Genomic DNA, 25,939 nt, shown 5'->3' on the forward strand with positions numbered 1-25,939 from the left:
CGCAGATCAGAAGGCCGCCTGACCTTCACGCGCCCCATCATCGCGCCAGCGGCCCTCGCGCGAAGGCTTCAGTCATGCGGCCCTCCTCGTGTGCGTACGGACCAATCCCACCGGCGTCCCGCGCCGGTAAAAACTTCGAACCGCCGGACCGGCTCGTCCGCGCTGGTTTTTAAGCGTATGCTCTGAAATCGTCATGTGTCGAAGCCCTCAGGCTTCCACCATCGACCCTGAGCTCACCGGCTGAAAGGTGCTCTCAGAGCAGCGCTTACGCTCGACCCTGATCGCTTCGTGGCGCACATTGCCGCCGTCTGGTTCGAAGCAGACCATCCGGCCCACGCCGTTATCAAGACCGCGTTCGCCGATAGTCCGTGACGCCAGGCATCCTGACAGCGGCGTGGCCTTCACCGGAGGCTTACGCTTCATCAGTCCGTCCTCGTCAGGGCCGGACGCTAACTCCGCATGGAGGAAAAACTCAGTGGTAGGTCAACGTCGGACATGGGCTCCTCCTTCGACCGCGCCTTGATGGCACTCGCAGGCACCTTACGATGCCGGCCGGAGGGGGCATCCACCCCATCAGTTCAAAACTGATGCGTCAGAGCCGCGCTTCAACGCGATTTGACAAGTCTACCCCTCACAAGCGAGGCATAAATTGCTCCGACCTCGGTCGCCATCGACCGCGTTGTCCGATCATACACCGTGTTTGCACTGGCTGCTTGAACCACCTCAGGATTCGCCGCAAGGCCCGCCATGACTCGGGTTAGGTCGGCGAGGTCGCTTCGACGAAAACTCCACCCATCGCGGCCTTCCGTAATGAACTCGGTTAACCCCTGAACGTCCGACACAAGGACCGGGGTGTGGGTCGCCAACGCGTTCAATAGCACGAGCGGGCTGTTTTCGTACCAAGTCGACGGTATGGCAAGGATATCCATTTCTGCCATGACAGCAGCCATCCGCTCGGGTGCGAACGTTCCACGGAACTCTGTCTCCGGTCCGGCCGCTTGCCGCAGCGAGCGCATATAGTCAGGATCCTGATCCGCAGGTCCGTAGATAATGAGACGCACGCTTCCGGGTGGCAATGCGCGCGCCGCCTGCACAATAAGCGAGGTACCTTTATGAGCGGCGATCTGACCGATAAACCCAATCGTCAAAGGAGTAGCAGGCGCTCGCACCGGCTTTGGTGATCTGTCGATATCGACACCGAACCGAAGCAGGCTCATATGTTGATCGCTGAAACCATTTCGAACATACGCGTCACGCAAGAAATGTGTTGGCGCGATCATGGCGTCGTAGCCCCGGTAAGCCCGCGCCAGTATCCGGGGGCGGTCAACGATGTCTGAGACCACAGCATCGGCTCCTGCGACACGAGGCCAGCCGAAGGCTTCACCAGCCCGCAAAGCCAGCGCCCCGAGGTGCCAGCCATAGGGAATTCTAGAAAGCTTCTTCGCGCGCGGCTCCCCACCCAAAGCCGCAGCCTTCAAATGACAGGCAATACAATTCGAACGCAAGCGGTTAGGCCCAGCACAAAGTACTCCGTCCGCAGCTTCGAGCTTGTTGTTATAACAAAACCCGAAAAAATCTGTCAGCGTTGCGACCAGCGGAATATCTAGTTGATTGGCAACTTCTAGCAATACCGCTGTATGGTTGATCAGGTGAGTAACATGGACGATATCAGGAGCGATTTCGCGCAGAATTTCAGTCAAATGCGGCCGCATTTCTTCTTGAAAATAGGTCTCCCTCACCCGCGAATGGGGGACGTAATTTTTATCGATCGTAACGACGGGTACCCCGTCAAAGCTGGAGTGTTCGATGATGGCTTGGCGGCGCGGCTCTCCCTGGAAAACCCCGGCTACAACAGTAACGTCATGGCCCAGGGCCTGGAGGTTCTTCGCGAGTCCGAGTGTATAGGTTTCTGTGCCGTAGAAGTGTTCTGGAAAGAAGCAATGGACGAACAACGCGACTTTCACTGGGGGCGTACCGCATTTAATGACGACATAGTGCCAGTCCCAATCCTCAAATCGCTTATCGCCCGCAGCATGCCCTCTTCAAAATTCAATTGAGGCGACCAGCCTAGCCACTGCCGGGCACGACGGACATCTAGCACGTTTATCGGAACATCGTAGGCGCGGCCGGCCACGCGTCGGATATTGATTTTCCGGTCCAGGCAACGCTCGAGTACGATCAAGATCTCATTCAAGCTCACGCCCACCCCTGTTCCGATGTTGAAAACGTGTGGTGCCTCCGGCGGCAGCGCCAGCGTAGCCAACGCAACTAGCGCGTCAGCGGCGTCTGCGATGTGGACATAATCGCGAACGACACTCCCGTCTCCAAAAATATGTATCGGATCGTTGGCCATGCTTTGGTGCAGGAACAGCGTCGCAGCGCCTTGATTTCCAGCCAAACTCTGCCCTACTCCAAAGGGATTAGAAAGTCGCGCGATGCGTGCGTCGATATTATGCTGATTCTTATACACCGAGAGATATCGCTCAATTGTCGCTTTCCCCACTCCATAAATAGATACTGGTTCGACAGGCTGGTCCTCGCTGACCGGGATTTGACGTAAATGCCCGTAGACTGTCCCACCCGAGGAAGCGAAGAGGACGCGCCCACCCCCTCGGGCGCGCATTGCTTCCAGCAGGGCGAGCGTAGGACGCACGTTCCCGTCGATATCTCCGAGCGGGTCGCGATCCGCGGTGCTAGGCACTGTTGACCAAGCATAATGATGCACCACATCGACACCCTGCAGCAAAGCTCCCCAGTCAGCATCGCGAAGGTCACCGAAAACTGCCGTCATGCCTCGTGCCAGCATTGTATCGATCACGGGCGTAGCTGATCGAGCCGCGAGACGCACTGACTCGCCGCGCATAGCAAGCAGCGTCGCGACATGCCTAGCCACAAAACCGCCAGCGCCGAGAATCAAATGACAAGCCATCAGCCGAACCAATCCCAATTTCTAGCAGCGCTTGTTATTCGCTGCGGGTCGAGTACGCAACTTCCCGATAGATCGCCTGTAGCGCATCAATATATATTTCCATTCGCATTGGCCGTTTGGGATGACTGGCTAGACGCTCAAGCAAACTGGGGTCACAGGCTAACTGATGTAGCGATTTGGCCAGAGCTTCGGGATCGTCAGGGGGAACGATCAAGCCGTTCTTGCCGTGCTCCACCTCGCAGGTGAGCCCCGGTTGATCAGTCACAATGACAGGCTTGCGGCTAGCCAACGACGAAAGTAGCACCAGTGGACGGTTTTCCATCCAAAGTGAAGGAACTACAACCACATCGAGACCTGATAGAACGCGTCCGAACTGGCCCTCTGCGAAAGCGCCTTCAAATGTCACGGGTACGGCGGAGGCGCGAGCTAGGTCGTCGAGAGTTTGCGTATAGGCAGCATCAGTCTGACGATCGCCATAAATTTGTATCTTAGCTTCGGTACCGGCAGGGAGCCGACTCGCCGCTTCCAGAAGGAAATGAGCTCCCTTGTGCGGGCGCAAGGTTCCGACAAACCCGATCGTGAAAGGACGCTGGGAATTTTTGGAATGGCCTGCTTCGGGGACTTCGATGCCGAATGGCAAAAGACGAACACTATCCGGCTGGAACCCGGCCGCTAGCATCTCTTCGCGAACCGCTGGTGTAGGAGCGAGGGACAACTCAATGCGACGCGCGTAGAGGCGCAGTTGTTCCTGGCGGCGCGACAGCTCAGCGGCTCGCATGGCGAATGGGAAAAGCGACGAAAGGCCGCGCGCTGCCAGCGACAGGAATGCATACACCCACGATGGGACTGCTGCATAAGCGCGCGCAGCGAGCGTTTCGGGGCTGTAGTGGAGCGCCAGGCGGTGGCGAAGGCACGCTGCCCCGAATAAACCGGGGCCCGCGCAGCGTGCTCCGTTTGGCAGTTGCAACCGCTCAAGCGGGCAGCGCCACCAGAAGTCGGTAGCAGTGAATACTAAAGGCAGGCGCAATGCGTCAGCTACGTCGATAACACCTATACCGACATGGCTAAAATGAATAACATGAACCACGTCGGGCGATACGCTCTCCAGTGCTTCGTACAACAAGGCGTCTGCTTTTTCATTTCGGATGCTAACAAAAGGATCGTGGATGGCGATTGCCTGTAGGCGCAAGACGAGCACACCATCGACGCTATCTTGGGTAATCGAAGGAACTGCGTTCGACGTTGGTTCCGCCGCCACAATCACGACATCCATCCCACGAGCGCTCATGGCTTTCGCGATCTTCAACGTCAACTGTTCCGTTCCTGCAGCGTGACGTGGCAGGAATTGATGGACCACAAAGGCTATCCGCAGGCGCAACGCTTTATGCCCTGTACTGTTCCCCTGTCTCATCCGCTTACACCGAGTGGGCCTCCGTAAGCGAACGCATGGTTATTGGGGCTTAAAACTGCAGCGATATTGGCTGTTTTGTCGCGTGCAGCTTTGGAATAGATTGAATCGAACCACAGGCCTCGCTAGAGAGCCGACAGTTTGCGATCGCTGGTGCTGATGCAAAAACTGGCAATAATTTGGAGTAAGCCCTGCGAAAGCGCTGGACGTCCTAGATAACTGGGACTTAGTCATTGACAATTCCGAGCAAATAGCGGCCATAGTCGCTTTTGGCGAGCTTCTGGGCCTGTGCAGAAAGTTGCTCGGCCGAAATCCATCCTCGACGATAGGCAATCTCTTCCGGGCAGGCGACACGCAGGCCCTGCCGGCTTTCGAGCGTGCGAACAAACTCTCCCGCTTCCAGAAGACTATCGGGTGTCCCGGTGTCGAGCCAAGCAAATCCACGGCCCATTGTTTCGACTGCAAGCTCGCCTCGCTGGAGGTAAACGCGGTTGATGTCGGTAATCTCGAGCTCACCGCGAGGCGAAGGCTTGAGAGTCCTGGCGAGTTCGACCACCTGTTCGTCGTAAAAATACAGGCCCGTGACAGCCCAATTCGATTTCGGGACCTTCGGCTTCTCCTCGATCGAGACGGCTTTGCCGCTCGCGTCGAAATCAACGACGCCGTAACGCTCCGGATCGCGGACATGATAGGCGAAGACGCTGGCGCCCTTGGCGCGCGAGGCCGCCGAGGCCATCATCTCCGGAAGCGAGTGTCCGTAGAACAAATTGTCGCCGAGGATCAACACCGACGGCCTACCCGCGACAAAGTCGGCGCCGATGATGTAGGCCTGTGCCAACCCGCCCGGATGGGGCTGCTCGGCGTAGGATAAGCTCATGCCCCAAGCCGAGCCATCGCCCAGCAGCCGCTGAAAATGCGGCAGGTCGTGTGGTGTCGAGATGATCAGCACCTCGCGGATGCCGGCCAGCATCAGCGTCGATAGCGGGTAGTAGATCATAGGCTTGTCGTAGACCGGCAGCAGCTGCTTCGACATTGCCAGCGTCATCGGGTGCAGCCGTGTGCCAGAGCCGCCGGCCAGGATTATGCCCTTCATCGTCGTCTATCCCGTCTGTTCGGTGCTCAAGAGCCGGCGCACGCAAGATGCGAGCGAGGCCTGCCAATACGGCAGGCCGGCCCCATGAACCATCTTGAGCTTTGAGGAGTCCAGCCGCGAATTAGCCGGCCGACGCGCGGGCGTTGGGTAATCTGCGGTCGCGATGCGCTTGACCCGCACGGGCTTGCCGCCCAGCCGCTCGCGCTCGGCAAAGATCGCCTTTGCCACGTCGGCCCAGACCGCCTCGCCCTGTGCGCCCATATGGAAGACGCCGCGCAGGGATGGATCGCCCGGACGATCAAGCAGGTTGCGGCCGACGGCGAAGATCGCACCGGCGATGTCGAGCGCGCTCGTCGGGCAACCGGCCTGGTCGGCAACGACGCCGACCTCATCGCAGGTTTCGGCCAGCCGCAACATGGTCTTGACGAAGTTCTTGCCAAAGGGGCTGTAGACCCAGGCCGTTCGCAAAATGGCGTGGTTCGGGTTGGCCGCAGCCACCGCCTCTTCGCCAGCGAGCTTGCTCCGGCCATACACCGAGATCGGCGCGACCGGGTCGTCCTCGCGATAGGGTCGGTCGACGCTGCCGTCGAAGACATAATCCGTCGAGATCTGGATGACCGGCACCCCGAGCCCGGCCGCGGCGCGCGCAACCTCGCCGGCCGCGGCGCCGTTCACTGTTCGAGCCGTCGCTTCTTCAGTCTCTGCGAGGTCGACAGCGGTGAAGGCCGCGGCATTGACGACGAGATCTGGTTGCGAAGCGGCGATCGCCGAGTCGATCGAATCCAACTGCTTCAGATCGAGAGCGGGTCGCCCGAGCGCCGTCACCGTCACGCCTTGCGGTGCGCGCTCCAGCATGGAGAGCACAACCTGGCCCGATTGTCCCGTGACGGTGACCCTCATCCGGCTTGGTCCCAGCCCTCAGTCGAAATAGCGCGGCAGGTCGGCCAAGCGCGGATGCTTTTGGTCTTTGTCCGAGAGCACAAGCTCGCCATGAGGCAAACGCCAGTCGATGCCGAGCGCTGGATCGTTGAAGGCGAGGCCATGGTCATTGGCGGGGCTGTACGGCGCCGTTACCTTATAAAGCACCTCGGTATTTGGCTCTAGCGTGACGAAGCCATGCGCGAACCCGATCGGCACTAGGAGCTGGCGCCAGTTTTGCGCCGAAAGTTCGATCGCGACATGCTTGCCGAAGGTGGGCGACGAAGCCCGCAGGTCGACGGCGACGTCGAGTGCGCGGCCCCTTGCCACCCGCACAAGCTTGTCCTGGGCGAAGGGCGCCGACTGAAAATGCAGGCCGCGCAGCGTTCCGACCTGCGCTGAGAGCGAGTGATTGTCCTGCACAAAGACGAGTTCGATCCCGGCTGAAGCCAAATCTGACTGCTTATACACCTCGGAAAAAAAGCCGCGATGGTCGCCATGCTTCTTCGGGGTGATAATCTTGACCGCAGGGATGGCAGTGTCTTCGGCGCTGAGCATGGTGTAATCTGTCCGGTTCAAGCCGCGCCAAGGCGCTCGCCACGATAGACGCCGGAACGGATATCGCCCCACCACTTGTCGTTTGCGAGATACCATTCGACGGTGCGGCGCAGGCCGGTCTCGAAGGTTTCCTTTGGCTTCCAGTCTAGCTCGCGACCGATCTTTCCGGCGTCGATCGCATAGCGCGCATCATGGCCGGGACGGTCTGTCACATAGGTGATGAGCCGCTCATGCGGGCCGGCCGGATCAGGCCTGAACTCGTCGAGGATGGCGCAGATGCCCTTCACGACGTCGATATTCGTCTTCTCGTTGTGTCCACCGATATTGTAGCTATCGCCAAGCACGCCGCGCTGCGCCACCGTCAAAAGTGCATCGGCATGGTCATCGACATACAGCCAGTCCCGGATATTGAGGCCGTTGCCGTAGATCGGCAGCGGCTTGCCCTCGAGCGCATTGATGATCATCAGCGGGATCAACTTCTCGGGGAAGTGATAGGGCCCGTAATTGTTCGAACAGTTTGTCATCACGACCGGCAGACCATAGGTATGGTGCCAGGCCCGCACGAGATGGTCGGAGGCCGCCTTGGAGGCCGAGTAGGGAGAGTTCGGCTGATAGGGCGTGTCCTCCCGGAAGAAGCCTTCGCTGCCCAGCGAACCAAAGACCTCGTCGGTCGAAATGTGGTGGAACCGGAAGCGATCTCGCTCGTCGCCACTAAGGCTGCGCCAGTAGCGGAGCGCCTCTTGCAGCAGCGCGAAGGTGCCGACAACATTCGTCTCGATGAAAGCCGCCGGCCCGTCGATCGAGCGATCGACATGACTCTCGGCCGCAAGGTGCATGACAATATCCGGCCGGAATCCGGCGAAGATCGCCTGCATCCGCTCGGCATCGCCGATATCAGCCTGCTCGAAGCGATAACGGTTGCTGCCCGAAACTGGTGCCAGCGAAGCGAGATTGCCGGCATAGGTCAGCTTGTCGACGACACAGACCTCATGCTGCGTCTCGCCGATCAGTTTGCGCACCACCGCCGAACCGATGAAGCCAGCGCCGCCGGTAACCAGAAATTTCAACGGCATGCACCTCGACCCCAAAAGCGTCCAACATAGCTCAGTTGGGCAGGGAGAAAGCAGTGTCTCTCTCGGAAGTCAAGCAATAGAGTGCCACAAGCATTGCTGAGCTATGAAACGAGGTATGCTCCAACGCTGCCCGCCCAAAATCGGCTGCATCCAATGCCGTTTTCGACGATTGCACCCCAGCCATTGACGACCTTACGGAAGCCACAGGATGTGAGCTGCATTAAAACACAACATCACCCAGAGCCCTGTATAGCCGGCCGGCCAGGCCGTCACGAATACCCTTGAACACAGGGCGTAGCGCGCCAGGCTGCCCCTTCAGCGCAAGCAAGGCGATTTGCGCCATCAGTGCCAAGCTGGACTTGGCCCGCCAGGCCAGCAGCACGTGCCGAAGTCGGGCAACGGCAACCACATTGCAAACGTAATAATAGTTGCCGAGCTTGAAATGCCGCAGAATCTGCGGCTTGACCAGGTCCTCCTCGCTCACCGCTTCCCCCCAGCGGGGCGGCATGACGAGATCGGTCGCCAGATAGGAGCCCCAGCCGCGTTCCCAGGCGCGGAAGCCCCCTTCGACGTCGATCCCGGCGATGAAGAAATCGTCACGAAACGGCCCGACTGCCTCGAAGGCGGCAAGGCTCACCAACGAGCCTGATGTCGGTGCGAAATCGAGGGCCGCGAGGTCGCGACCGTTCCTGCCTCGGCGCCATTCATAACGGATCGGCTTGTAGAAGCCTTCCTGCGGCGGCACGAGACGGGGGGCGACGACGGCGATCTTCTCTCCAGCTCTTCCAGCGCCGTGCAGCGTGACGTCAGCCGGTCGAGCAAGTCTCGCGGCGGCTCGCTGTCCTGGTCGAGGAGCATGACATGGGTGAAGCCTTCGCTGGCGGCCGTCGCCATGACGACGTTGAGGCCCCGGCCCAGCCCGACATTCTCTTCGCTCTCGATCAGGTGCAGGTCGGTCGGCGCCAGTGCCGCCAGCGTATCAGCGTCGACGGGGCCGTTGGCGAAGGCGAACAACCCGAGGCCCCGCAGACCCTCGGCCTGACGCGCAAGCAGCGCCTTGTCGGGACGGTACAGCACGACGCCGGCACAGGCGCGAGCGCCTCGCATCTGCGTCTCTTTCGCTGTCATTGCGGTGCTACCGCCGTCGGTCACGCTGCCTCGTAGCGCGTTGTCCGGTCCAATCTGGCCGCGCATTATCACGCCGGACAGTTCATGGCAGCACCCCCGGTCGTCGAGAACCGTCGAACCATGCAGGAGCGCGCTGCACAGGCACCAAGGTCTGCCGAACCATTGCCATCAGAAGCGCTGAACGGCGCTTCGAAGACGAGGAGGCGGCCGTCCACTCTCGAAAGCGGGCATAGGCTCAGGCTGGGTTGCGGGTCATGTCCCGAGGCTGGTCATTAGCCGCGTGACAGGCTCCATGCACCAGATGCCGCCAAGCCGTTGCCATAACCCCTCTCGAATTCACGAGAGAGCGCAAGCAGCATCCTGTCCGACGATAGGGAACGGATTGGGAACGTAGGGAACGCGAGTTCAACGGTAGGCCGTTTAACCAGCTGAGTTCCAACAAATTTGGAGCGGGCGATCGGGATCGAACCGACGACATTCAGCTTGGGAAGCTGACGTTCTACCACTGAACTACGCCCGCACGCCTGCCCGTATAGCCGGGTGCAGCCATCGCCCGCAAGCCGGTCGAGCCGAGATTTCAGCAGCAAACGAAAAACCGCGCCGGACCCCTGTCGCCCGGCGCGGTTCGGATCAGACGCGGTGCGTCTTACCAGCAGCCGTAATAGCCGCAGCCATAATAGCCATAGTGGCGGCGGGACGAGGCGGCGATGACCGCACCGCCGACCGCGCCGGCGACGACGCCGGCCGCGACCGCGTTGCTCGCCTGAGCATTGGAGCGGCGGAAGCTCTGGAAGACGTCGCTGCGGCAGCGCTCGAAGGCGCGGGTGCCGGGCTTGTGGCCGGCATTGATGCAGACGTCGTCGGCTTCGGCGGCCGATTGCTCGACGCTCTGGCAGCCGCCGAGAGCGGCGGCGAGAACACCGGCGATGATGAGGGCGCGCATGAGAAATCCTTTCCCTGTAGACATTTGGCCACGAAAGCCATTGAGCGGAGGGCGGTCGATGCCTCCCGCCGGTGACACAAGCATGAACACGCCGCAGGCCAGCGGCCTGCGACGCCATCGGCGCTTGGAGCCATCTGACACGGAATCGCCGTTTTGTCGCCGGGAAGGTTGCAGAACGGGCAATCTTCCTGCGTGCGTTGCGTTTTTGCGGCTAAGGAAGGGTTGAGCCGGGCCCGAGCAAAATGCCCTTTCCTGCAGTCTAGCTGCGGAAATGCTTGGAGAGCTTGAGAGCCTGGCCCTGATAGTTCGAGGTGCCGATCGCGCCATAGAGAGCATCCGGCTCGGTCGCCATGCGCTCGAACGCCAACCGGCCGACTACCTGCCCGTCCTCGAGCAGGAAAGGCACCTCATGACTCCTGACCTCGAGCACGCCGCGGCTGCCGGGAACGCCATCGGCAGCGACGCCGAAACCCGGATCGAAGAAGCCGGCATAGTGCACGCGGAACTCGCCCATGGCCGGGTCGATCGGCGCCATCTCTGCGGCGAAGGCCGGTGGAATGTGAATCCGTTCCTTCGAAGCGAGGATGTAGAACTGATGCGGATCGAGGATCAGCCGCTTGCGCTTGGCCGGGATCGGCGTCCAGAAATCGTCGATCTCGTAGCCTGCAACCCGGTCGACATCGATGACGTCGGTGAAGCGCTGGGCCTGATAGCCGATGATCTCGCCCTCGGCATCGCCGAGATGGATGCTGAAGATCAGGCCGTTGCGGATCGTCGCGGGACCGTCGACCAACGCCGTGTGGCGATGCACCTCGCGCAGCTCACGGTCGGAAACGCGAAAGCCCTCCGCTTCCTCCTGACCGGAGCTGCGGCGGCGGAAGCGCAGTTGGTTGAGGCGGCTGCCCTTGCGCACCTTGATCGAGAAGCTCGACGGCGAGATTTCGGCATAGAGCTTGCCGGAATAGCCGCCGGCAACGCTGTCGAAGGCCCCGCTGCGGTCGGCGATCAGGCGGGTGAAGACATCGAGCCGGCCGGTCGAGCTCTTCGGATTGGCGAAAGCGGAAATTGTCGCCGGCAGTTCGTGCAGCGACTCCATCAGCTCGACGACGTAGACGCAGTTCTTCTCGAGGATCGCGCCCTCCTCGAGCGAGACCTCGTCCTGGGTCAGGTCGGCGAGCATCTGGGCAACGCTCTTGTTAGGCCCGGGCAGGAAGCTGGCGCGGACGCGATAGGCCTTGTGGCCGAGCCTGAGGTCGAGGCTCGCCGGCTGGTACTGGCTCTCGGAGAAGGCGCCGGAGGTCGAGCGGACCATGCCACAATGGACGAGCTTGCGGATGTCCTGGCGCGGAAGCACGCCGACGGGGCCGGCGAGCGAAGCCGGCGCGGTCGCGATCTCGGCCTGCATGTCGGGCGACGTCGCCATGGCGCTATCAGATCACCTTGTTCAATGCGGCGCAAAGCTAAGTCCGCCGCGAGATTGATCTTCTTCTTGCCGCGCTGGGATGCGGCTGGCGAGTCCGGTGTCGGGTTGTCCACATGCCCGCGCGTCGCGGATCATCGGGTCTACGGCCGGTTGGCGGCATTGACGCTGCGCCGTCCCAGGTCATAACAAGGCCTTCCCGCCGCCCCGGCGTGAGCCGTAAGGAGGCGGCACGGAGCCGCGATCATGTACCAGGCCGAAACGCATGGCGTGCGCGTCACCGCCTCGCCCAAGTTCATGGACAGCGAGTCCGCCCCGGACCAGAGCCGTTATTTCTGGGCCTACACCATTGAGATCGAGAACTTCTCGCCGCGCACCCTGCAATTGATGACGCGGCATTGGTTCATCACCGACGGGCGTGGCGAGGTTCATGAAGTGCGTGGCGACGGCGTTATCGGCCAGCAGCCGGTGCTGCAGCCGGGCGAGCGCTTCAGCTATACCTCGGGCTGCCCGCTGATGACGCCCGACGGCAGCATGCGCGGTGTCTACGCGATGCTCGGCGAGGACGGCGCGCTTTTCGACGTCGAGGTGCCGCTGTTTCCGCTCGACTCGCCCTATGTGAAGAAGGTCCTGCATTGAACGCCACCGTTCCGACCGGGCAGCGCTACCAGCCGCTCGACATGCTGGCCCACCTCGTCGCCTTCGACACGGTGAGCCACAAATCCAATCTCGACCTGATCGCCTTCGTCGAGGGCTATCTCACCGGCTGGGGGGTGCCGTCGGTGCGCTTCCCGAACGCGACCGGCGACAAGGCGGCGCTGTTCGCCACGATCGGCCCGCAGGACAAGGGCGGCATCGTCCTCTCCGGCCATACCGACGTGGTGCCCGTCGAGGGCCAGGCCTGGTCGCGCGATCCCTTCACCCTGCATGTCGAGGACGGCAAGGCCTATGGCCGCGGCTCGGTCGACATGAAGGGCTTCGTCGCGCTGGCGCTGGCGCTGGTGCCGGATTTCCTCGCCGCCGACCTGAAGACGCCGATCCACCTGTTCTTCTCCTATGACGAGGAGGTGACCTGCCTCGGTGTCGTCGACGGCATCGCCGCCATGGGCAAGAGCCTGCCTAGGCCGCGCGCCGTCATCGTCGGCGAGCCGACCTCGCTCGAGCTCGCCGATGCGCATAAGGGCATCCGCACCTTCTTCACCGCGATCACCGGCTTTGCCGCGCATTCCTCGAAGCCGCATCTCGGCGCCAGCGCTGTCCATGCCGGCACCCGCCTCGCCGCCGGCCTCGTCGCCATGGCGGACGAGCGCGAGGGCCGGATCGACGAGAGCGGCCGCTTCGACCCGCCCTATGACACCATCCATATCGGCAAATTCCATGGCGGCATCGCCCGCAACATCCTGGCCGATCGCTGCGATCTCGCCTGGGAGGTGCGCACGCTGCCGGGTTCCGATCCCGAGGAGGTGCCGGCCCGTTTCGCCAAATTGTCGGACGAGGTGCTCGCCCGCATGCGCAAGACCGCGCCATCGGCTGCGATCGAGACGGTGATGAGCTCGGACGTGCCGGGCCTGGCGCCCGATCCTGGCTCCGAGGCCGAGACGCTGGTGATGCGCCTCGCCGGGCGCAACCGCACCATCGCCGTCGCCTATGCCACCGAAGCCGGGCATTTCCAGCGCGCCGGCCTGCCGACCATCGTCTGCGGCCCGGGCTCGATCGACCAGGCACACCAGCCGGACGAATACATCACACTGGAGCAGTTCGCGGCCGGAGAGGCCTTCATGCGCAAGCTGATGGCCGAGTGCCGGGGGTAAGCGACATCGTCATTCTCGGGCGAAGCGAAGCGCAGACCCGGGAATCTCGTGACGCGAACACGCCAACCGGCGCCTCTTCCGGCCTGAGATGCTCGGGTCAAGCCCGAGCATGACGCACGCCTATTGTTCCGCCGAGATCTCCGCCTCGACCTCGGCCGGGTCGAACTGGTAGCGGCGCGAGCAGAACTCGCAGGTGACGCCGAGCGTGCCGTCATCGGCGACCATCGCCTTGCGGTCGTCGGCCGAGAAGCCCTTGAGCATGCCGAGCACCCGCTCGCGCGAGCAGCGGCAGGCCTCCTGCACCGCGACGGGCTCGAAGACATGGGCGCCGCGCTCATGGAAGAGCCGATAGAGCAGGCGCTCGCTCTCCAGCAGCGGATCGAGCAGTTCGTGATGCTCGATCGTCCCGACGAGGGAGCGCGCCTCGGCCCAGGCGTCGTCGCTGATGCCGTCATCGTCACCGGCGGCGAGGATCTCGTGCCCCTCCGGCGCATCGCCGGGGTGGAGATCGGCGGCGCGCAGCCGCTCCGGCGATGTCGGCATGAACTGGACGATCAGGCCGCCGGCGCGCCAGGCGAGGCCTTCACCGGTCAGGACGGTGCCGACGCCGAGGCGGATGCGGCTCGGGATCTGCTCGGACTGGCGGAAATACTGATGGCCCGCCTCTTCCAGGCTCTGCCCGTCGAGCGCGACGATGCCCTGATAGCGCGTTGCATCGGTGCCCTGGTCGACAGTCATGGCAAGATGACCCTTGCCGAGCAGTTCGCCGGTCGCGATCGCATTCGCATCGATCGCTGCCGCAAGGCGGTCGGCATCGTAGCGGGCCATCGCGCGGTAGCAGTCCGGCGCGTTGAAATCGACGACCAGCATCGAGATCGGCCCGTCGCTCTTGGTCTGGAGCTGAAAGCGGCCCTCGCCCTTGAGCGTGGTGCCGAGCATGACGGTCAGCGCCGCCGCCTCGGCGAGGACGCGCGCGACCGGCTCGGGATAATGATGCCGCTCGAGGACCTGGTCGAGCGAGGGGCCGAGCCGGACGACCCGGCCGCGCACATCGAGCGCCGGCACGGCGAAGGGCAGCACCCGGTCGTCGGGTGCGCCCGCGGGCGAGGCGTCGGCCATCAGGCCGCCACTCCGCCGAAGCACCAGGCCAGGATGCCCTTCTGGGCATGCAGGCGGTTCTCGGCCTCGTCGAAGACAGCCGATTGCGGCCCATCCATGACCGCGTCGGTCACTTCCTCGCCGCGCGAGGCCGGCAGGCAGTGCATGAAGATCGCATCCTTCTCGGCGCGGCCGAGCAGGCGCTCATCGACCTGATAGGGCCGCAGCAGGTTGTGGCGCGTGCCTTCCTCGTCGCCCATCGAGACCCAGCAATCGGTGATGACGCAATCGGCGCCCTCGACCGCGGCCTCGGGGCGATTGGTCAATTGCAGCTTCGCGCCCTGCTTGCGGGCCCAATCGAGCAAGGCCGGCGGCGGCGCGAGCTCCTCGGGGGTGGCGATGGCGAGCTCGAAATCGAGGCGGCCGGCGGCGTGGACCCAGGAGGTCAGAACGTTGTTGGTGTCCCCGGTCCAGGCGATGCGCTTGCCCTTGATCGAGCCCTTGCGCTCCTCGAAGGTCATGACGTCGGCCATGACCTGGCAGGGATGCTGGCGCTTGGTCAGGCCGTTGATCACCGGCACGGTGGCGTATTTCGCCATCTCGACCACGGAATCGTGGTCGAGCATGCGGATCATGATCGCGTCGACATAGCGCGAGAGCACCCGGGCGGTGTCGGCGATGGTCTCGCGCTCGCCGAGCTCAATCTCCTGGCCGGTCACCATCATCGGCGAGCCGCCGAGTTCGCGGATGCCGACGTCGAAGGAGACGCGGGTCCGCAGCGAAGGCTGCTCGAAGATCATGGCGATGACCTTGCCCTCGAGCAGGCGATCACCGGCGGCCGCGGGCGTGCGCCGGCGGGCCTTGATCTCCTCGCCCGCCTTGAGGATGGCGCGGAGTTCCCCGGCGGAGAAATCCGAGAGATCGAGAAAGTGACGCGTCGCAGACATCATGCTCACTCCGCCGCCGGCCGGGCGAGTTCCGCCTCGACCGCGCCAGCCGCCTTGTCCAGCCGCGCCACCGCCTCGGCCACTTCGCTCTCGCCGATGATCAGCGGCGGCAGCAGGCGCACGACATTGTCGCCGGCCGCGACCACCAGCAGGCCGGCGGCGCGGGCCTGCGCGACGAAATCGGTGTTCGGGGTCTTGAGCTTGAGGCCGAGCATCAGCCCCTCGCCGCGGATCTCCTCGATCACCTGGGGATGCTGATCCTTGAGCTGGGCCAGCGACTGGCGCAGGCGCAAGGCCGTCTTCTGGACATGGTCGAGGAAGCCATCAGCCAGGATGACGTCGAGCACGGCGTTGCCGACCGCCATGGCGAGCGGGTTGCCGCCGAAGGTGGTGCCGTGCGTGCCGAGCGTCATGCCGGAGGCCGCCTCCTCGGTGGCGAGGCAGGCGCCCATCGGGAAGCCGCCGCCGATGCCCTTGGCGATCGACATGATGTCGGGGACGACGCCACCCAGCTCATAGGCGAAGAACTTGCCGGTGCGGCCGACGCCGGTCTGGATCTCGTCGAAGATCAGCATCAGGCCATGCTCGTCGCAGAGCTCGCGCAGGCGCTTCAGGAAGCGCATCGGCACCGAGCGCAGGCCGCCCTCGCCCTGGATCGGCTCGATCATCAGCGCCGCGGTCTCCGGCGTGATCGCAGCCTTCAGCGCCGCCTCGTCGTCGAAGGGCACCTGGTCGAAGCCATCGACCTTGGGGCCGAAGCCGTCGATGTATTTCTGCTGGCCGCCGGCAGCGATGGTCGCAAGCGTGCGGCCATGGAAGGCGCCCTCGAAGGTGACGATCCGGTAGCGCTCGGGATGGCCTTTCGCGGCGTGGTATTTGCGCGCCATCTTGATCGCGCACTCGTTCGCCTCGGCGCCCGAGTTGGTGAAAAAGACGCGTTCGGCAAACGTCGCCTCGCAGAGCCGTCGGGCGAGCTTCTCGCCCTCGGGCATCGTGTAGAGGTTGGAGGTGTGCCAGATCCGCTGCGCCTGCTGGGTCAGGGCCTCGACCAGATGCGGATGGGCATGGCCGAGCGAATTGACGGCGATGCCGGCACCGAAATCGAGATAGCGGGTGCCGTCGGCGGTGATCGCCCAGGCGCCCTCGCCGCGCTCGAGCGCGATCGGGGCGCGGGCATAGGTCGGCAGGAGAACGGAAGAAGCGGAAGCGATGCTCATGGAGCGAAATCCTTGCGGCGAAACAGGAGGGTAGCGCGGAATCTCGGGCCGGGAACGGCAGGTTGGGACGCAAGGCGGCATGATGCCGGCACGATGCGACCCGCCGGCGACATTATCGTCGCTGGCCGTTCCCGTCGTCTCGTCGCGCGTCAAGCCGCATCGAAGGAAAATCCCGATCGCTCAAAAACATAAGCGCCGCCCTTTGGGGCGGCTGCGTCACGCGACTATGCAAAACCGGCCAGGCCCTGTCAATTGCAGCAGCCCTGGCGGGAGGGCGATTGGCCCTGCCCTCAGCCCTCATCCTGAGGAGCCGCGTCAGCGGCGTCTCGAAGGATGCTGCCGGAGGCTCCGGCACCAGCTGGAGCATCCTGCAAGACGCGGACTGACGTCCGCTCCTCAGGAGGAGGGCTGAAGCTTCTTCTGCAAGAGCCATGACCTCGCGACAGCGTTGCCGATTGGACTCACTGCCACACCATCTGCGGCGATTGGCTGGGGAAAAGCCGAATTAGGATTCGGCGACTCTTGTGGCCGAGTCAGGCCATCTTGTATGGTCGTCTTCGTCAGATACGACATCTCGTGCGGCGTCTCCAGTATCGTCAGTCCCGGGCGTAACGGCTTCCGTTTAACCACGGACGCTGCCGGTATCGGATTCCGCCATGATCTCTCCCTATGCCTCGCCGGCCCGCCGGTGGGACATGACGAAGACAGGTGCAACCCCATGACCGAAGCCGGAGCCTGGACCGACGAACGCGTCGAACTGCTCAAGAAGCTCTGGAACGACGGCCTGAGCGCGAGCCAGATCGCCGCCGAGCTCGGCAATGTCACGCGCAACGCGGTCATCGGGAAAGTCCATCGTCTCGGCCTGTCAGGCCGGGCCAAGAGCCCGGGCTCGGCCGCGCCGCGTCCGCGCAAGCCGGCAGCCCGCCCGCCGAGCCACCCGGCCGGACATCAGAACGGCGGCGCCGGGCTGACCCGCGGCAACACCGCGCTCGCCCCGCAATTCGCGGCCGAGATCGAGGCCGAGGCGCAGGTCGAGCGCGAGCCGGCCCCGTCCGAGGACGTGGTGGTGCCGTTCTCCGAGCGGGTCACCATCATGGATCTGCGCGAATATATGTGCCGCTGGCCGATGGGTGACCCGACCTCGCCGGAATTCCGCTTCTGCGGCGGCCGCAGCGCGACCGGCCTGCCCTATTGCGCCTATCATGCTCGCATCGCCTACCAGCCTGCGGCAGACCGTCGGCGCGACCGCAGCAAGGCCATCCGCGCCTGAGTGCTCGCGACGCGATTGCATAACCATGAAAGCCGGCCGCAAGGCCGGTTGCTCATGGGCAGGACCAGAGGGCCCGCGCATGGCGACATTCGCGATCTATCTCGGCGCCGCGCTGGCCGAAATCGCCGGCTGCTTCGCCTTCTGGGCCTGGCTGAAACTCGGCAAGCCGGTCTGGTGGCTGCTGCCAGGCTTGGTCTTACTCGCCGCCTTCGCCTGGCAGCTGGCTTTGATCGACAGCCCCGCGGCCGGACGCGCTTTTGCCGCCTATGGCGGCATCTACATCCTCGCCTCGCTGGCCTGGATGGCACTGGTCGAGAAAATACCGCCGGATCGCTATGATCTCGCCGGCTCGGCGCTCTGCCTTGCCGGCGCAGCGGTCATTATCGCTACGCCGCGCTGACCAAAACGGTCAGCCGCGCGCAAACGTCTCGTCAAAGGCATAGCCGGCGCCGCGCACGGTGCGCAGCGGATCCTTGGAATTGGCCGGGGTGATCGCCTTGCGCAGGCGGCCGACATGGACGTCGACGGTGCGCTCGTCGATATAGACGTCGCGGCCCCAGACGGCATCGAGCAGCTGCGCCCGCGAATAGACGCGGCCCGGCGCCTGCATCAGGAATTCGAGCAGTCGGAACTCGGTCGGCCCAAGATGCAGTTCGGCCCCGGCGCGGCGGACCCGGCGGGTGGTGCGGTCGAGTTCGAGATCGCCGGCGGCGAGCAGTCCGGCGACATGGCCCGGCTTGGCGCGGCGCAGCAGCGCCTGGATGCGTGCAATCAGCTCGGGCAGCGAGAACGGCTTGACGACATAGTCGTCGGCGCCGGTGGCGAGGCCGCGCACGCGCTCGGTCTCCTCGCCGCGGGCGGTCAGCATGATGATCGGCACGCGCTCGGTGTCGCGACGCGTGCGCAGGCGTCGGCAGAGCTCGATGCCGGAGAGGCCGGGCAGCATCCAGTCGAGCAGGACGAGATCCGGCGTGTGATCGCGCAGGTGCAATTCGGCGTCGTCGCCGCGCGCCACGCTGTCGACCTCGAAGCCCTCGGCCTCGAGGTTGTAGCGCAGCAGCAGGGTCAGCGGCTCCTCGTCCTCGACGATCAGGATGCGTGCAGGCATAGGGTCTCGCTTTCGCTCAACCGCCTACCAGTTCAGCCATTGGCCGCCGGCAGGTCGACGAGGATGTTGGTGGTGTCGAGCTTCGGCCGAGTCTCGTCCATGGACTGGCCGGTGACGAGGTAATGGATGGTCTCGGCGATGTTCGTCGTGTGGTCGCCGATGCGCTCGACGTTCTTGGCGCAAAACAGCAGATGCGTGCAGAAGGTGATGTTGCGCGGATCCTCCATCATATAGGTCAGGAGCTCGCGGAACAGCGAGGTGTAGAGCGCGTCGATCTCGTCGTCGCGGCGCCAGACCTCCATCGCCTTCTGCTCGTTGCTGGCGGCATAGGCGTCGAGCACGTCCTTGAGCTGGGCCTGGACCAGGCGGCTCATATGCTCGAGGCCGACCACGGCGCGATGCGGCGGCGAGAACTGGCCGGAGATCGCGACGGCGCGCTTGGCGATGTTCTTGGCGAGATCGCCGACGCGCTCGATGTCGGCGGCGATGCGGATCGCCGAGATCAGCTCGCGCAGATCATTGGCGAGCGGCTGGCGCCGGGCGATGGTCAGCACCGCCTTCTCCTCGACCTCGCGCTGGAGATTGTCGAGGCGCTGGTCGGCCGTGATGATCTTCTGAGCAAGCGCGGTGTCGCGGCGCACCAGCGCGACCGTGGAATCGCCGAGCATGCGCTCGGACATGCCGCCCATCTCGGCGAGGCTGCGGCGCAGGCCTTCGAGATCGGCATCGTAGGAGCGGACGATATGTTGATCCGACATCGGGGCGTATCCTTCGGGGCTGGCCGACGACTGCGTGGACCTCAGCCGAAGCGGCCGGTGACGTAGTCCTGCGTCTGCTTCTTGTGCGGGTTCATGAAGATGGTGTTGGTGGCGTCGAACTCGATGACTTCGCCCAGATACATGAAGGCGGTGTACTGCGAGATGCGTGCCGCCTGCTGCATGTTGTGGGTGACGATGACGATGGTGAAATCGGTCTTGAGCTGCTCGAGCAGGTCCTCGATCTTGCCGGTCGAGATCGGGTCGAGCGCCGAGGTCGGCTCGTCGAACAGGATGACCTCGGGCTTCTGGGCGATGGTGCGGGCGATGCACAGGCGCTGCTGCTGGCCGCCGGAGAGGCCCATGCCGGAGCTCTTCAGCTTGTCCTTGACCTCGTCCCAGAGCGCGGCGCGGCGCAGCGCGCCCTCGACGCGGTCGTCGAGCTCCGACTTCGGCGGCTTCTCGTAGAGGCGGATGCCGAAGGCGACGTTGTCGTAGATCGACATCGGGAAGGGCGTCGGCTTCTGGAAGACCATGCCGATGCGCGAGCGCAATTCGTTCACGTCGACATTGTTGGAGATGATGTTGCGGCCGTCGAGCAGAATCTCGCCGGTGGCCTTCTGCTCGGGATAGAGCGAGTAGATCCGGTTGAAGATGCGCAGCAGGGTCGACTTGCCGCAGCCCGACGGGCCGATCAGCGCCGTGACGTGGCGGTCACGGAAGTCGAGGTTGATGTTCTTCAGCGCCTTGTGCTCGCCGTAGTAGAAATCGAGATTCTTGACGGCGATGCGGACGGGAGCGTCGGCGTCCAGCGTCTGCGGGCTCAGTTCCAGGGTCGAGAGCATCTTCATGGTCCTTCCGATCGGACGCTACTTGGATCACTTGCCGCCGCGCACGATGCGCCGGGCGATGATGGAAAGCACGAGGATTGAGACGGTGATGATCAGCGAGCCGGCCCAGGCGAGCTGCTGCCAATTCTCGTAAGGGGCGGAGGCGAACTGGTAGATCGTCACGGGCAGGTTGGAGACGCCGCCGAACAGGCTGGGCGAGAACCAGAAATTGTTGTTCAGGGCGGTGAAGATCAGCGGCGCGGTCTCGCCGGCGATGCGCGCGAGCGCCAGCAGGATGCCGGTGACCATGCCCGATTTCGCCGCCCGCCAGGTGATCGAGGTGATCACCACCGAGGGCGGGGCGCCGAGCGCCGAGCCGGCCTCGCGCAGCGGGCCGGGCACGAGCCGCAGCATGTCCTCGGTGGTGCGCACAATCACCGGGATCGCGATGATGCCGAGCGCGACGCCGCCGGCCCAGCCGGAATAGCCGCCGAGCGGCTGAACCATGATCACGTAGACGAACAGGCCGATCAGGATCGAGGGCGCCGAGAGCAGGATGTCGTTGATGAAGCGGATCAGGTCGGCCAGCTTCGAGCCCTTGCCGTATTCGGCGAGATAGGTGCCGGCCAGCACGCCGATCGGCGTCGCCACCGCGATGCCGAGGAACGTCAGCACCAGCGAGCCGACGATGGCGTTGGCGAGACCGCCGCCTTCCGAGCCGGGACCAGGCGTGATCTGGGTGAAGGTCGCGACCGAAAGGCCGCCGATGCCTTTCACGATCAGCATGCCGAGGATCCAGAACAGCACGGAGATCGCCAGCAGGGTGAAGGTGGTCGCGATGATCTTCATCGCCCGGTCAGCGGTTCGGCGCGACTGTCGCACGCGCCCCCAGGTCGCGGGCGGCAGGGCACGAACGGTCGAGGGGGTGGCGAGAGTCATGGTCTTTCCATCCGCTCAGTAGGATTTTACCCGCGCAACCAGGATGCGCGCAATCACGAGGACGACGAAGGTGACGAAGAACAGGATGCAGCCGAGCGCGATCAGCGCGTTGAGCTGCAGGCCAAGCGCTTCGTTGAACTCGTTGGCGATGCGCGAGGCGATGGTCGAGCCGGGATCCATGATCGAGCCGGACAGCCGGTTGGCGTTGCCGACGACGAAGGTCACCGCCATGGTCTCGCCGAGCGCACGGCCGAGGCCGAGCATGATAGCGCCGATGATCGAGACGCCGGCCTGCGGCACCAGCACATGGCGCACGACCTCCCAGGTCGTCGCCCCGATGCCATAGGCGCTCTCGCGCAGCACCGAGGGGATCTGGTCGAGCATGTCGCGGGTGATCGAGGCGATGAACGGGATGATCATGAACGCCAGGATGAAGCCGGCGGTGAGGATGCCGAGGCCGGACGGCGAACGCGAATAGAGGATCGTACCGAGGATCGGCATGCCCTCGACGACGTTCGAGAGCGGCACTTGCACATAGGCGGCAAAGAGCGGCACGAAGACGAAGAGTCCCCACATGCCGTAGATGATCGACGGCACGGCGGCGAGCAGCTCGATCGCGGTCGAAACCGGCTGCTTGAACCAGGGCGGCGCGAGCTGAGTCAGGAAGACGGCGATGCCGAGCGAGAGCGGCACACCAATGACGAGCGCGATCAAGGCGGTCGAGAGGGTGCCGGCGATGGCCGGCCAGGCGCCGTACTGATCGTTCTGGGTATCCCAGACGCTCGAGGTCAGGAAGCCCAGCCCCATCTCGCGGAAGGCCGGCCAGCCGCCGATCACCATCGAGACCATGATCCCGGCGAGCAGCAGCAGCACGAACAGGGCCGACAGGAAGCTCGCGTTGCGGAAGACGATGTCGAACGTGCCCTTCGGAGTCTTGCGGGCAACATGCGCGCCGGGCGCCATCTGGTCAGTCACGGCAGCCATCCGTGGAACTCCGAATCACGTGAAGACGGAAAGAGTCGGTCTCGTCGCGCAAGGCGGCGGGGGCCGGTGACGGCCCCCGCCGGTCGTTCTAGGGGCGGGCGCGATCAGAAGATCGGCTTGCCGGCCGGGTCGGTGACGCCCTTCCAGGCGTTGCGGACCTGATCCTTGACGTTGGCCGGGAGCGGCACATAGTCGAGGTCGAGGGCGAGCTGGTCGCCGTTCTTGTAGGCCCAGTCGACGAACTTCAGCGCGGCCTGCACCTCTTCCGGCTTCTCCGGCTTGGCGTGGACGAGCAGGAAGGTGGCAGCGGTGATCGGCCAGGCCTGAGCGCCCTTCTGGTTGTTCAGCGAGATGCCGAAGCCGGGGGCCTCATTCCAGTTGGCGTTGGCGGCGGCGGCCTGGAAGGACTTGTCGTCCGGCGCGGGGTAGTTGCCGTCGGCATTCTGGATCAGCGCGAAGTTGAGCTTGTTCTGCTTGGCGTAGGCGTACTCGACATAGCCGATCGAGTTGGCGACCTGCTTCACCGAGGCGGAAACGCCCTCATTGCCCTTGCCGCCGATGCCAACGGCCCACTGGACCGAGGTGTTAGCGCCGACCTTGGACTTCCACTCGGGCGAAACCTTGGAGAGGTAATCGGTGAAGACGAAGGTCGTGCCCGAGCCGTCCGAACGGTAGACCGGGTTAATGTTGGCGTCCGGCAGGGTGACGCCGGCGTTGATCGCCGTGATCTTCGGGTCGTTCCACTTCTTGATGGTGCCCATGTAGATCTCGGCGACGATCGGGCCGGTCAGCTTGAGCTTGCCCGCATCGACACCGGCGATGTTGATCGCCGGGACGACGCCGCCCATCACGGTCGGGAACTGGATCAGGCCGTCCTTAGTCAGATCCTCGCCCTTGAGCGGAGCGTCGGTGGCGCCGAAGGCGACGGTCTTCGCCTTGATCTGGCGGATGCCGCCGCCCGAGCCGATCGACTGATAGTTCAGGCCGATTCCGGTCTCCTTCTTATAGGCCTCGGCCCATTTGGAGTAGATCGGGAAGGGGAAGGTCGCGCCGGCGCCGGTGATGTCGGCAGCCTGGGCAACACCCGAAAGTCCGGCGGCAGCGGCCGCGAGAATGAGAAGTTTGCGCATGAGATGTCCTCTCTGGGTCGCAAGAGCAGCGGCCTTGCTAGAACACCGGCTATATGACAGCCACATGACACACAGTCATGAAAGCGCGCCTGCTGCCGTCACAAATCGTTAACGGGTCGACTCCGGCAGGCGCGGCAGGATCGCCCGGAAGGTCGCGCCCTGGCCGACGACGCTCTCGATGGTCAGCCTGCCGCGATGGCGAAGGACGATGTGCTTGACGATGGCGAGGCCGAGGCCGGTGCCGCCGGCCTCGCGGCTGGCGGCGGTGTCGACCCGGTAGAAGCGCTCAGTCAGGCGCGGCAGATGCTCCGGGGCGATGCCCGGCCCGTCATCGCGCACGCTGATGCTCGCCTCCTCGCCGGAGATCGCGACGGTGATGCCGACCTCGCCGCCGCGCTGGCCGTATTTGATCGCGTTCTCGACCAGGTTCTCCATCAGCCGCAGCAATTCGTCGCGATCGCCGGCGACGGTGACTGGGTGCTGTGGCACGTCGAGATTCAGCGTCACCTCGCGCTCGCGCGCCATCAGAACAAGGGAGTCGAGAATTTCGCGGGCGATGCTGGAGAGATCGACCGGCGTCTCTGGCGCGAGATGGGCGCGCAGTTCGATGCGCGAGAGCGAGAGCAGGTCGTCGACCAGCCGGGCCATGCGCAGGCCCTGCTCGCGCATGATCGCCAGGAAGCGGTCGCGGGCGGCGGCATCGTTGCGCGCCGGCCCCTGCAGGGTCTCGACGAAGCCGAGCACGGAGGCGAGCGGCGTACGCAATTCGTGGCTGGCATTGGCGACGAAGTCGACGCGCATCCGCTCGGTCATGCGCTGCTCGCTGAGATCCTCGAAGGTCAGAAGCACGGCCCGGCGCCAGCCGCTGCCGGCGAGCGCAGCGATGTGGATGCGGAAGGTGCGCTCGACCGGCACGCGCTCGATCAGCTCGACGGCGCGCCGGCCGCCATGGCGCGAGACCTGCTCGATCGCATCGATCAGATCGGGGTCGCGCATCACCAGGGCGAGCGGCTTGCCCTTGGCGAGCGCGGTGACAAGCGCCGGCGCGGTCGGGCTCAGCGCCTGGATCACGCCCTGGGGGTCGAGCAATACGGCGGGAACGCCGATAGCCTCGATCAGCGCCGCCGTGACCGGCGCCTTTGGGTCGACCAGAGCGTGCATGCGGCTCCTGCCTTTGCGTGGCCTGCGGCGAGGCGTCTTATGCCGGAGCGGTGGTGCAGCGCAATTCCCCTGCGCGGGGCCAACTGCTATTTGCGTACAATGGCCCCCGACAGGCCGAAGCGCGGCGGGCCGGGAACCGGGATCCCGCCAAGGAGCTGGACCAGCTCAGCCTGCCGGCGCACGCCGGTCTTGGCGAAGACGGTCTTGAGCTGCCCGCGCACGGTTTCGGGCCGGATGCCCTGGCTGCTGGCGATGCCGGCGACCGTGCCGCCCGCGAGCAAGAGCCGCGTGACCTTCGCTTCGGCCGGGCTGAGATCGAAGAGGGCTTCGAGGATCGCTGCGGGCGGCGCCGCGCCGCGGCCGACCTCGGTGAGGTAGAACAATTGCGCCGCGCCGGAGAACACATCCAGCCCGGCTCGCCTGAGCGGAACCAGATGCGCCACGAAGGCAGGCCGCTCGCTCGTCCCCCGGATCGGAAAGGATAGGCCAGCGCCCCCCGCCACATCGAGGTGCCGCTGCAAGTGTTCGTTCGCCACGGAATCGGCGAGACGGATGCGATCGAAGGCGCCGATCTCGACTGCCGTGCAGCTCAGGAGCAACGCGTTGGCCGCCAGCACGCTGTGGCGGCCCGTGATGATCGCCGCCGGCAGTCCGATCAGCTCCAGAGCCGCGACGCTGGCACGCGCGCGCTCCAGGCCGAGACGCGCCGCGATGATCGACGCCCGCGCAAGGTGCGGCCGGAGGGGATCGAGCGTCTCGGCCGTCTCGCGCGGGACCGGGCCGTCGGCATAGAGGCGCTCGATCGAGAAGACGATGCTGTCGCCGCTCGTCAAGCGGATCGAGGTGCCGACGCACCAGCCCCAGCCGCGCGGCCTGAGGAAATCGCGATAGAACGGATCCTGCTCGATCTCCTCTGGCGTGATTGCGTCGAGATCGGTCAGAAAACGCGGCTCGTAGAGCGGAACCAGGCGTTTGCCTCGCAGATTATCCGCGACGAAGGGCGAGGCTACCCATTCGGCTGTGACAGCATGAATTGATTCGGACGAGGTCCATTGGAACCGGTTCGGCGAAGCCGCGAACAGGATCGTGCCGACCCCGCCTGCCCGGGTCGCCAGCTGGTCCAGCACATCGGCCCATTTCTCCGGCACGATGGCGGCTTCATAGATCTCGTCGATCAGATTGGTCGCGTCCACTGGCTCCATCCCATGAGCCGGCGGTG

At 64.3% G+C, this 25,939-nt stretch carries 27 protein-coding genes and 1 tRNA gene; 4 read left to right on the forward strand and 24 right to left on the reverse strand.

Annotated features, from left to right (window positions below):
• Positions 1-207 precede the first annotated feature (207 nt).
• From ACFPOB_RS23610 to ACFPOB_RS23670, 13 genes are all read right to left on the reverse strand, one after another.
• Positions 208-423 (reverse strand): hypothetical protein, encoded by a 216-nt coding sequence (locus ACFPOB_RS23610; RefSeq protein WP_377800813.1) that lies wholly within the window; start codon positions 421-423, stop codon positions 208-210.
• Positions 424-605: 182 nt separating this feature from the next.
• A complete protein-coding gene (locus ACFPOB_RS23615; protein WP_377800814.1) occupies positions 606-1,964 on the reverse strand; it encodes a glycosyltransferase family 4 protein in 1,359 nt (452 codons plus the stop codon).
• Positions 1,961-2,929, reverse strand: coding sequence for an NAD-dependent epimerase/dehydratase family protein (locus ACFPOB_RS23620; protein WP_377800815.1), 969 nt, complete (start codon positions 2,927-2,929; stop codon positions 1,961-1,963). Before ACFPOB_RS23620 ends, ACFPOB_RS23615 begins: the two co-directional genes overlap by 4 nt.
• Before the next feature lie 34 nt (positions 2,930-2,963).
• Entirely contained in the window at positions 2,964-4,241 is a 1,278-nt protein-coding gene (locus ACFPOB_RS23625; RefSeq protein ID WP_377800816.1) for a glycosyltransferase, read from the reverse strand.
• Between the two features lie 322 nt (positions 4,242-4,563).
• Positions 4,564-5,430 (reverse strand): glucose-1-phosphate thymidylyltransferase RfbA, encoded by an 867-nt coding sequence (rfbA, locus tag ACFPOB_RS23630; RefSeq protein ID WP_377800817.1) that lies wholly within the window; start codon positions 5,428-5,430, stop codon positions 4,564-4,566.
• A 6-nt stretch (positions 5,431-5,436) separates the two neighbouring features.
• On the reverse strand, positions 5,437-6,330 hold the full coding sequence (gene rfbD, locus ACFPOB_RS23635) for a dTDP-4-dehydrorhamnose reductase (RefSeq protein ID WP_377800818.1): 894 nt from the start codon (positions 6,328-6,330) through the stop codon (positions 5,437-5,439).
• Positions 6,331-6,348: 18 nt separating this feature from the next.
• Entirely contained in the window at positions 6,349-6,906 is a 558-nt protein-coding gene (rfbC, locus tag ACFPOB_RS23640) for a dTDP-4-dehydrorhamnose 3,5-epimerase (RefSeq protein ID WP_377800819.1), read from the reverse strand.
• A gap of 17 nt (positions 6,907-6,923) precedes the next feature.
• A complete protein-coding gene (rfbB, locus tag ACFPOB_RS23645; protein ID WP_377800820.1) occupies positions 6,924-7,979 on the reverse strand; it encodes a dTDP-glucose 4,6-dehydratase in 1,056 nt (351 codons plus the stop codon).
• A gap of 220 nt (positions 7,980-8,199) precedes the next feature.
• Entirely contained in the window at positions 8,200-8,616 is a 417-nt protein-coding gene (locus ACFPOB_RS23650) for a glycosyltransferase family protein (protein ID WP_377800821.1), read from the reverse strand.
• The gene (locus tag ACFPOB_RS23655; protein ID WP_377800822.1) at positions 8,613-9,173 is read right to left on the reverse strand and encodes a glycosyltransferase family protein; all 561 of its coding nucleotides are present in this window, start codon (positions 9,171-9,173) and stop codon (positions 8,613-8,615) included. Before ACFPOB_RS23655 ends, ACFPOB_RS23650 begins: the two co-directional genes overlap by 4 nt.
• Positions 9,174-9,552: 379 nt before the next feature.
• A tRNA-Gly gene (locus ACFPOB_RS23660) sits at positions 9,553-9,627 on the reverse strand.
• 126 nt (positions 9,628-9,753) lie between these two features.
• Entirely contained in the window at positions 9,754-10,050 is a 297-nt protein-coding gene (locus tag ACFPOB_RS23665) for a hypothetical protein (RefSeq protein WP_377800823.1), read from the reverse strand.
• A 259-nt stretch (positions 10,051-10,309) separates the two neighbouring features.
• The gene (locus ACFPOB_RS23670; protein ID WP_280142120.1) at positions 10,310-11,473 is read right to left on the reverse strand and encodes a 2'-deoxycytidine 5'-triphosphate deaminase; all 1,164 of its coding nucleotides are present in this window, start codon (positions 11,471-11,473) and stop codon (positions 10,310-10,312) included.
• Positions 11,474-11,716: 243 nt separating this feature from the next.
• On the opposite strand from ACFPOB_RS23670, the gene apaG reads away from it, so the two are divergent.
• Together apaG and argE are read left to right on the forward strand one after the other, a co-directional pair.
• On the forward strand, positions 11,717-12,109 hold the full coding sequence (gene apaG / locus ACFPOB_RS23675; protein WP_092160036.1) for a Co2+/Mg2+ efflux protein ApaG: 393 nt from the start codon (positions 11,717-11,719) through the stop codon (positions 12,107-12,109).
• Positions 12,106-13,281, forward strand: a complete 1,176-nt coding sequence (argE, locus tag ACFPOB_RS23680) for an acetylornithine deacetylase (protein ID WP_377800824.1) — start codon at positions 12,106-12,108, stop codon at positions 13,279-13,281. Before apaG ends, argE begins: the two co-directional genes overlap by 4 nt.
• A 120-nt stretch (positions 13,282-13,401) precedes the next feature.
• On the opposite strand, the gene ACFPOB_RS23685 is transcribed toward argE, so the two are convergent.
• From ACFPOB_RS23685 to ACFPOB_RS23695, 3 genes are read right to left on the reverse strand one after another with little or no spacing between them, the layout of a single operon-like run.
• Complete coding sequence (locus tag ACFPOB_RS23685) at positions 13,402-14,400, reverse strand: Hsp33 family molecular chaperone (RefSeq protein WP_377800825.1); 999 nt, start codon at positions 14,398-14,400, stop codon at positions 13,402-13,404.
• Positions 14,400-15,329 carry an ornithine carbamoyltransferase gene (gene argF, locus ACFPOB_RS23690; protein ID WP_377800826.1) on the reverse strand — a complete coding sequence of 310 codons (930 nt, stop codon included), beginning with the start codon at positions 15,327-15,329 and terminating at the stop codon, positions 14,400-14,402. The genes ACFPOB_RS23685 and argF overlap by 1 nt, the downstream gene beginning before the upstream one ends.
• 2 nt (positions 15,330-15,331) lie before the next feature.
• Positions 15,332-16,543, reverse strand: a complete 1,212-nt coding sequence (locus ACFPOB_RS23695; protein ID WP_377800827.1) for an aspartate aminotransferase family protein — start codon at positions 16,541-16,543, stop codon at positions 15,332-15,334.
• 718 nt (positions 16,544-17,261) lie between these two features.
• Between ACFPOB_RS23695 and ACFPOB_RS23700 the strand changes: the two genes are divergently transcribed.
• Positions 17,262-17,813: a GcrA family cell cycle regulator gene (locus tag ACFPOB_RS23700; RefSeq protein ID WP_377800828.1), complete on the forward strand. Its 552-nt coding sequence runs from the start codon at positions 17,262-17,264 to the stop codon at positions 17,811-17,813.
• Between the two features lie 79 nt (positions 17,814-17,892).
• Positions 17,893-18,213: a YnfA family protein gene (locus tag ACFPOB_RS23705; protein ID WP_377800829.1), complete on the forward strand. Its 321-nt coding sequence runs from the start codon at positions 17,893-17,895 to the stop codon at positions 18,211-18,213.
• Positions 18,214-18,222: 9 nt separating this feature from the next.
• Here ACFPOB_RS23705 and phoB read toward each other — a convergent pair whose 3' ends face one another.
• From phoB to ACFPOB_RS23745, 8 genes are all read right to left on the reverse strand, one after another.
• Entirely contained in the window at positions 18,223-18,921 is a 699-nt protein-coding gene (gene phoB / locus ACFPOB_RS23710) for a phosphate regulon transcriptional regulator PhoB (RefSeq protein ID WP_137883968.1), read from the reverse strand.
• 32 nt (positions 18,922-18,953) lie between these two features.
• Positions 18,954-19,679: a phosphate signaling complex protein PhoU gene (gene phoU / locus ACFPOB_RS23715; protein ID WP_092160029.1), complete on the reverse strand. Its 726-nt coding sequence runs from the start codon at positions 19,677-19,679 to the stop codon at positions 18,954-18,956.
• 41 nt (positions 19,680-19,720) lie between these two features.
• Positions 19,721-20,521 (reverse strand): phosphate ABC transporter ATP-binding protein PstB, encoded by an 801-nt coding sequence (pstB, locus tag ACFPOB_RS23720; RefSeq protein WP_377800830.1) that lies wholly within the window; start codon positions 20,519-20,521, stop codon positions 19,721-19,723.
• A gap of 33 nt (positions 20,522-20,554) precedes the next feature.
• Positions 20,555-21,445 carry a phosphate ABC transporter permease PstA gene (pstA, locus tag ACFPOB_RS23725; protein WP_092160026.1) on the reverse strand — a complete coding sequence of 297 codons (891 nt, stop codon included), beginning with the start codon at positions 21,443-21,445 and terminating at the stop codon, positions 20,555-20,557.
• Positions 21,446-21,460: 15 nt separating this feature from the next.
• Entirely contained in the window at positions 21,461-22,429 is a 969-nt protein-coding gene (pstC, locus tag ACFPOB_RS23730) for a phosphate ABC transporter permease subunit PstC (protein ID WP_377800831.1), read from the reverse strand.
• A gap of 104 nt (positions 22,430-22,533) precedes the next feature.
• Complete coding sequence (gene pstS, locus ACFPOB_RS23735; RefSeq protein ID WP_377800832.1) at positions 22,534-23,559, reverse strand: phosphate ABC transporter substrate-binding protein PstS; 1,026 nt, start codon at positions 23,557-23,559, stop codon at positions 22,534-22,536.
• A 108-nt stretch (positions 23,560-23,667) separates the two neighbouring features.
• Positions 23,668-24,720, reverse strand: a complete 1,053-nt coding sequence (locus ACFPOB_RS23740) for an ATP-binding protein (protein ID WP_377800833.1) — start codon at positions 24,718-24,720, stop codon at positions 23,668-23,670.
• Positions 24,721-24,806: 86 nt separating this feature from the next.
• Positions 24,807-25,913, reverse strand: coding sequence for a helix-turn-helix transcriptional regulator (locus ACFPOB_RS23745; protein ID WP_377800834.1), 1,107 nt, complete (start codon positions 25,911-25,913; stop codon positions 24,807-24,809).
• Between the last annotated feature and the right edge of the window lie 26 nt (positions 25,914-25,939).

The sequence above is a fragment of the Allobosea eneae genome (assembly GCF_042657265.1).
Lineage (GTDB): Bacteria > Pseudomonadota > Alphaproteobacteria > Rhizobiales > Beijerinckiaceae > Allobosea > Allobosea eneae.

What these genes read in the sequence shown, in the direction of transcription:
- ACFPOB_RS23610 (WP_377800813.1), bottom strand. Translation starts at nt 423, where the DNA reads ATGAAGCGTAAGCCTCCGGTGAAGGCCACGCCGCTGTCAGGATGCCTG.
- ACFPOB_RS23620 (WP_377800815.1), bottom strand. Translation starts at nt 2,929, where the DNA reads ATGGCTTGTCATTTGATTCTCGGCGCTGGCGGTTTTGTGGCTAGGCAT.
- rfbA (WP_377800817.1), bottom strand. Translation starts at nt 5,430, where the DNA reads ATGAAGGGCATAATCCTGGCCGGCGGCTCTGGCACACGGCTGCACCCG.
- rfbD (WP_377800818.1), bottom strand. Translation starts at nt 6,330, where the DNA reads ATGAGGGTCACCGTCACGGGACAATCGGGCCAGGTTGTGCTCTCCATG.
- rfbC (WP_377800819.1), bottom strand. Translation starts at nt 6,906, where the DNA reads ATGCTCAGCGCCGAAGACACTGCCATCCCTGCGGTCAAGATTATCACC.
- rfbB (WP_377800820.1), bottom strand. Translation starts at nt 7,979, where the DNA reads ATGCCGTTGAAATTTCTGGTTACCGGCGGCGCTGGCTTCATCGGTTCG.
- ACFPOB_RS23655 (WP_377800822.1), bottom strand. Translation starts at nt 9,173, where the DNA reads ATGCGCGGCCAGATTGGACCGGACAACGCGCTACGAGGCAGCGTGACC.
- ACFPOB_RS23665 (WP_377800823.1), bottom strand. Translation starts at nt 10,050, where the DNA reads ATGCGCGCCCTCATCATCGCCGGTGTTCTCGCCGCCGCTCTCGGCGGC.
- ACFPOB_RS23670 (WP_280142120.1), bottom strand. Translation starts at nt 11,473, where the DNA reads ATGGCGACGTCGCCCGACATGCAGGCCGAGATCGCGACCGCGCCGGCT.
- apaG (WP_092160036.1), top strand. Translation starts at nt 11,717, where the DNA reads ATGTACCAGGCCGAAACGCATGGCGTGCGCGTCACCGCCTCGCCCAAG.
- ACFPOB_RS23685 (WP_377800825.1), bottom strand. Translation starts at nt 14,400, where the DNA reads ATGGCCGACGCCTCGCCCGCGGGCGCACCCGACGACCGGGTGCTGCCC.
- argF (WP_377800826.1), bottom strand. Translation starts at nt 15,329, where the DNA reads ATGATGTCTGCGACGCGTCACTTTCTCGATCTCTCGGATTTCTCCGCC.
- ACFPOB_RS23695 (WP_377800827.1), bottom strand. Translation starts at nt 16,543, where the DNA reads ATGAGCATCGCTTCCGCTTCTTCCGTTCTCCTGCCGACCTATGCCCGC.
- ACFPOB_RS23700 (WP_377800828.1), top strand. Translation starts at nt 17,262, where the DNA reads ATGACCGAAGCCGGAGCCTGGACCGACGAACGCGTCGAACTGCTCAAG.
- ACFPOB_RS23705 (WP_377800829.1), top strand. Translation starts at nt 17,893, where the DNA reads ATGGCGACATTCGCGATCTATCTCGGCGCCGCGCTGGCCGAAATCGCC.
- phoB (WP_137883968.1), bottom strand. Translation starts at nt 18,921, where the DNA reads ATGCCTGCACGCATCCTGATCGTCGAGGACGAGGAGCCGCTGACCCTG.
- phoU (WP_092160029.1), bottom strand. Translation starts at nt 19,679, where the DNA reads ATGTCGGATCAACATATCGTCCGCTCCTACGATGCCGATCTCGAAGGC.
- pstB (WP_377800830.1), bottom strand. Translation starts at nt 20,521, where the DNA reads ATGCTCTCGACCCTGGAACTGAGCCCGCAGACGCTGGACGCCGACGCT.
- pstA (WP_092160026.1), bottom strand. Translation starts at nt 21,445, where the DNA reads ATGACTCTCGCCACCCCCTCGACCGTTCGTGCCCTGCCGCCCGCGACC.
- pstC (WP_377800831.1), bottom strand. Translation starts at nt 22,429, where the DNA reads ATGGCTGCCGTGACTGACCAGATGGCGCCCGGCGCGCATGTTGCCCGC.
- pstS (WP_377800832.1), bottom strand. Translation starts at nt 23,559, where the DNA reads ATGCGCAAACTTCTCATTCTCGCGGCCGCTGCCGCCGGACTTTCGGGT.
- ACFPOB_RS23740 (WP_377800833.1), bottom strand. Translation starts at nt 24,720, where the DNA reads ATGCACGCTCTGGTCGACCCAAAGGCGCCGGTCACGGCGGCGCTGATC.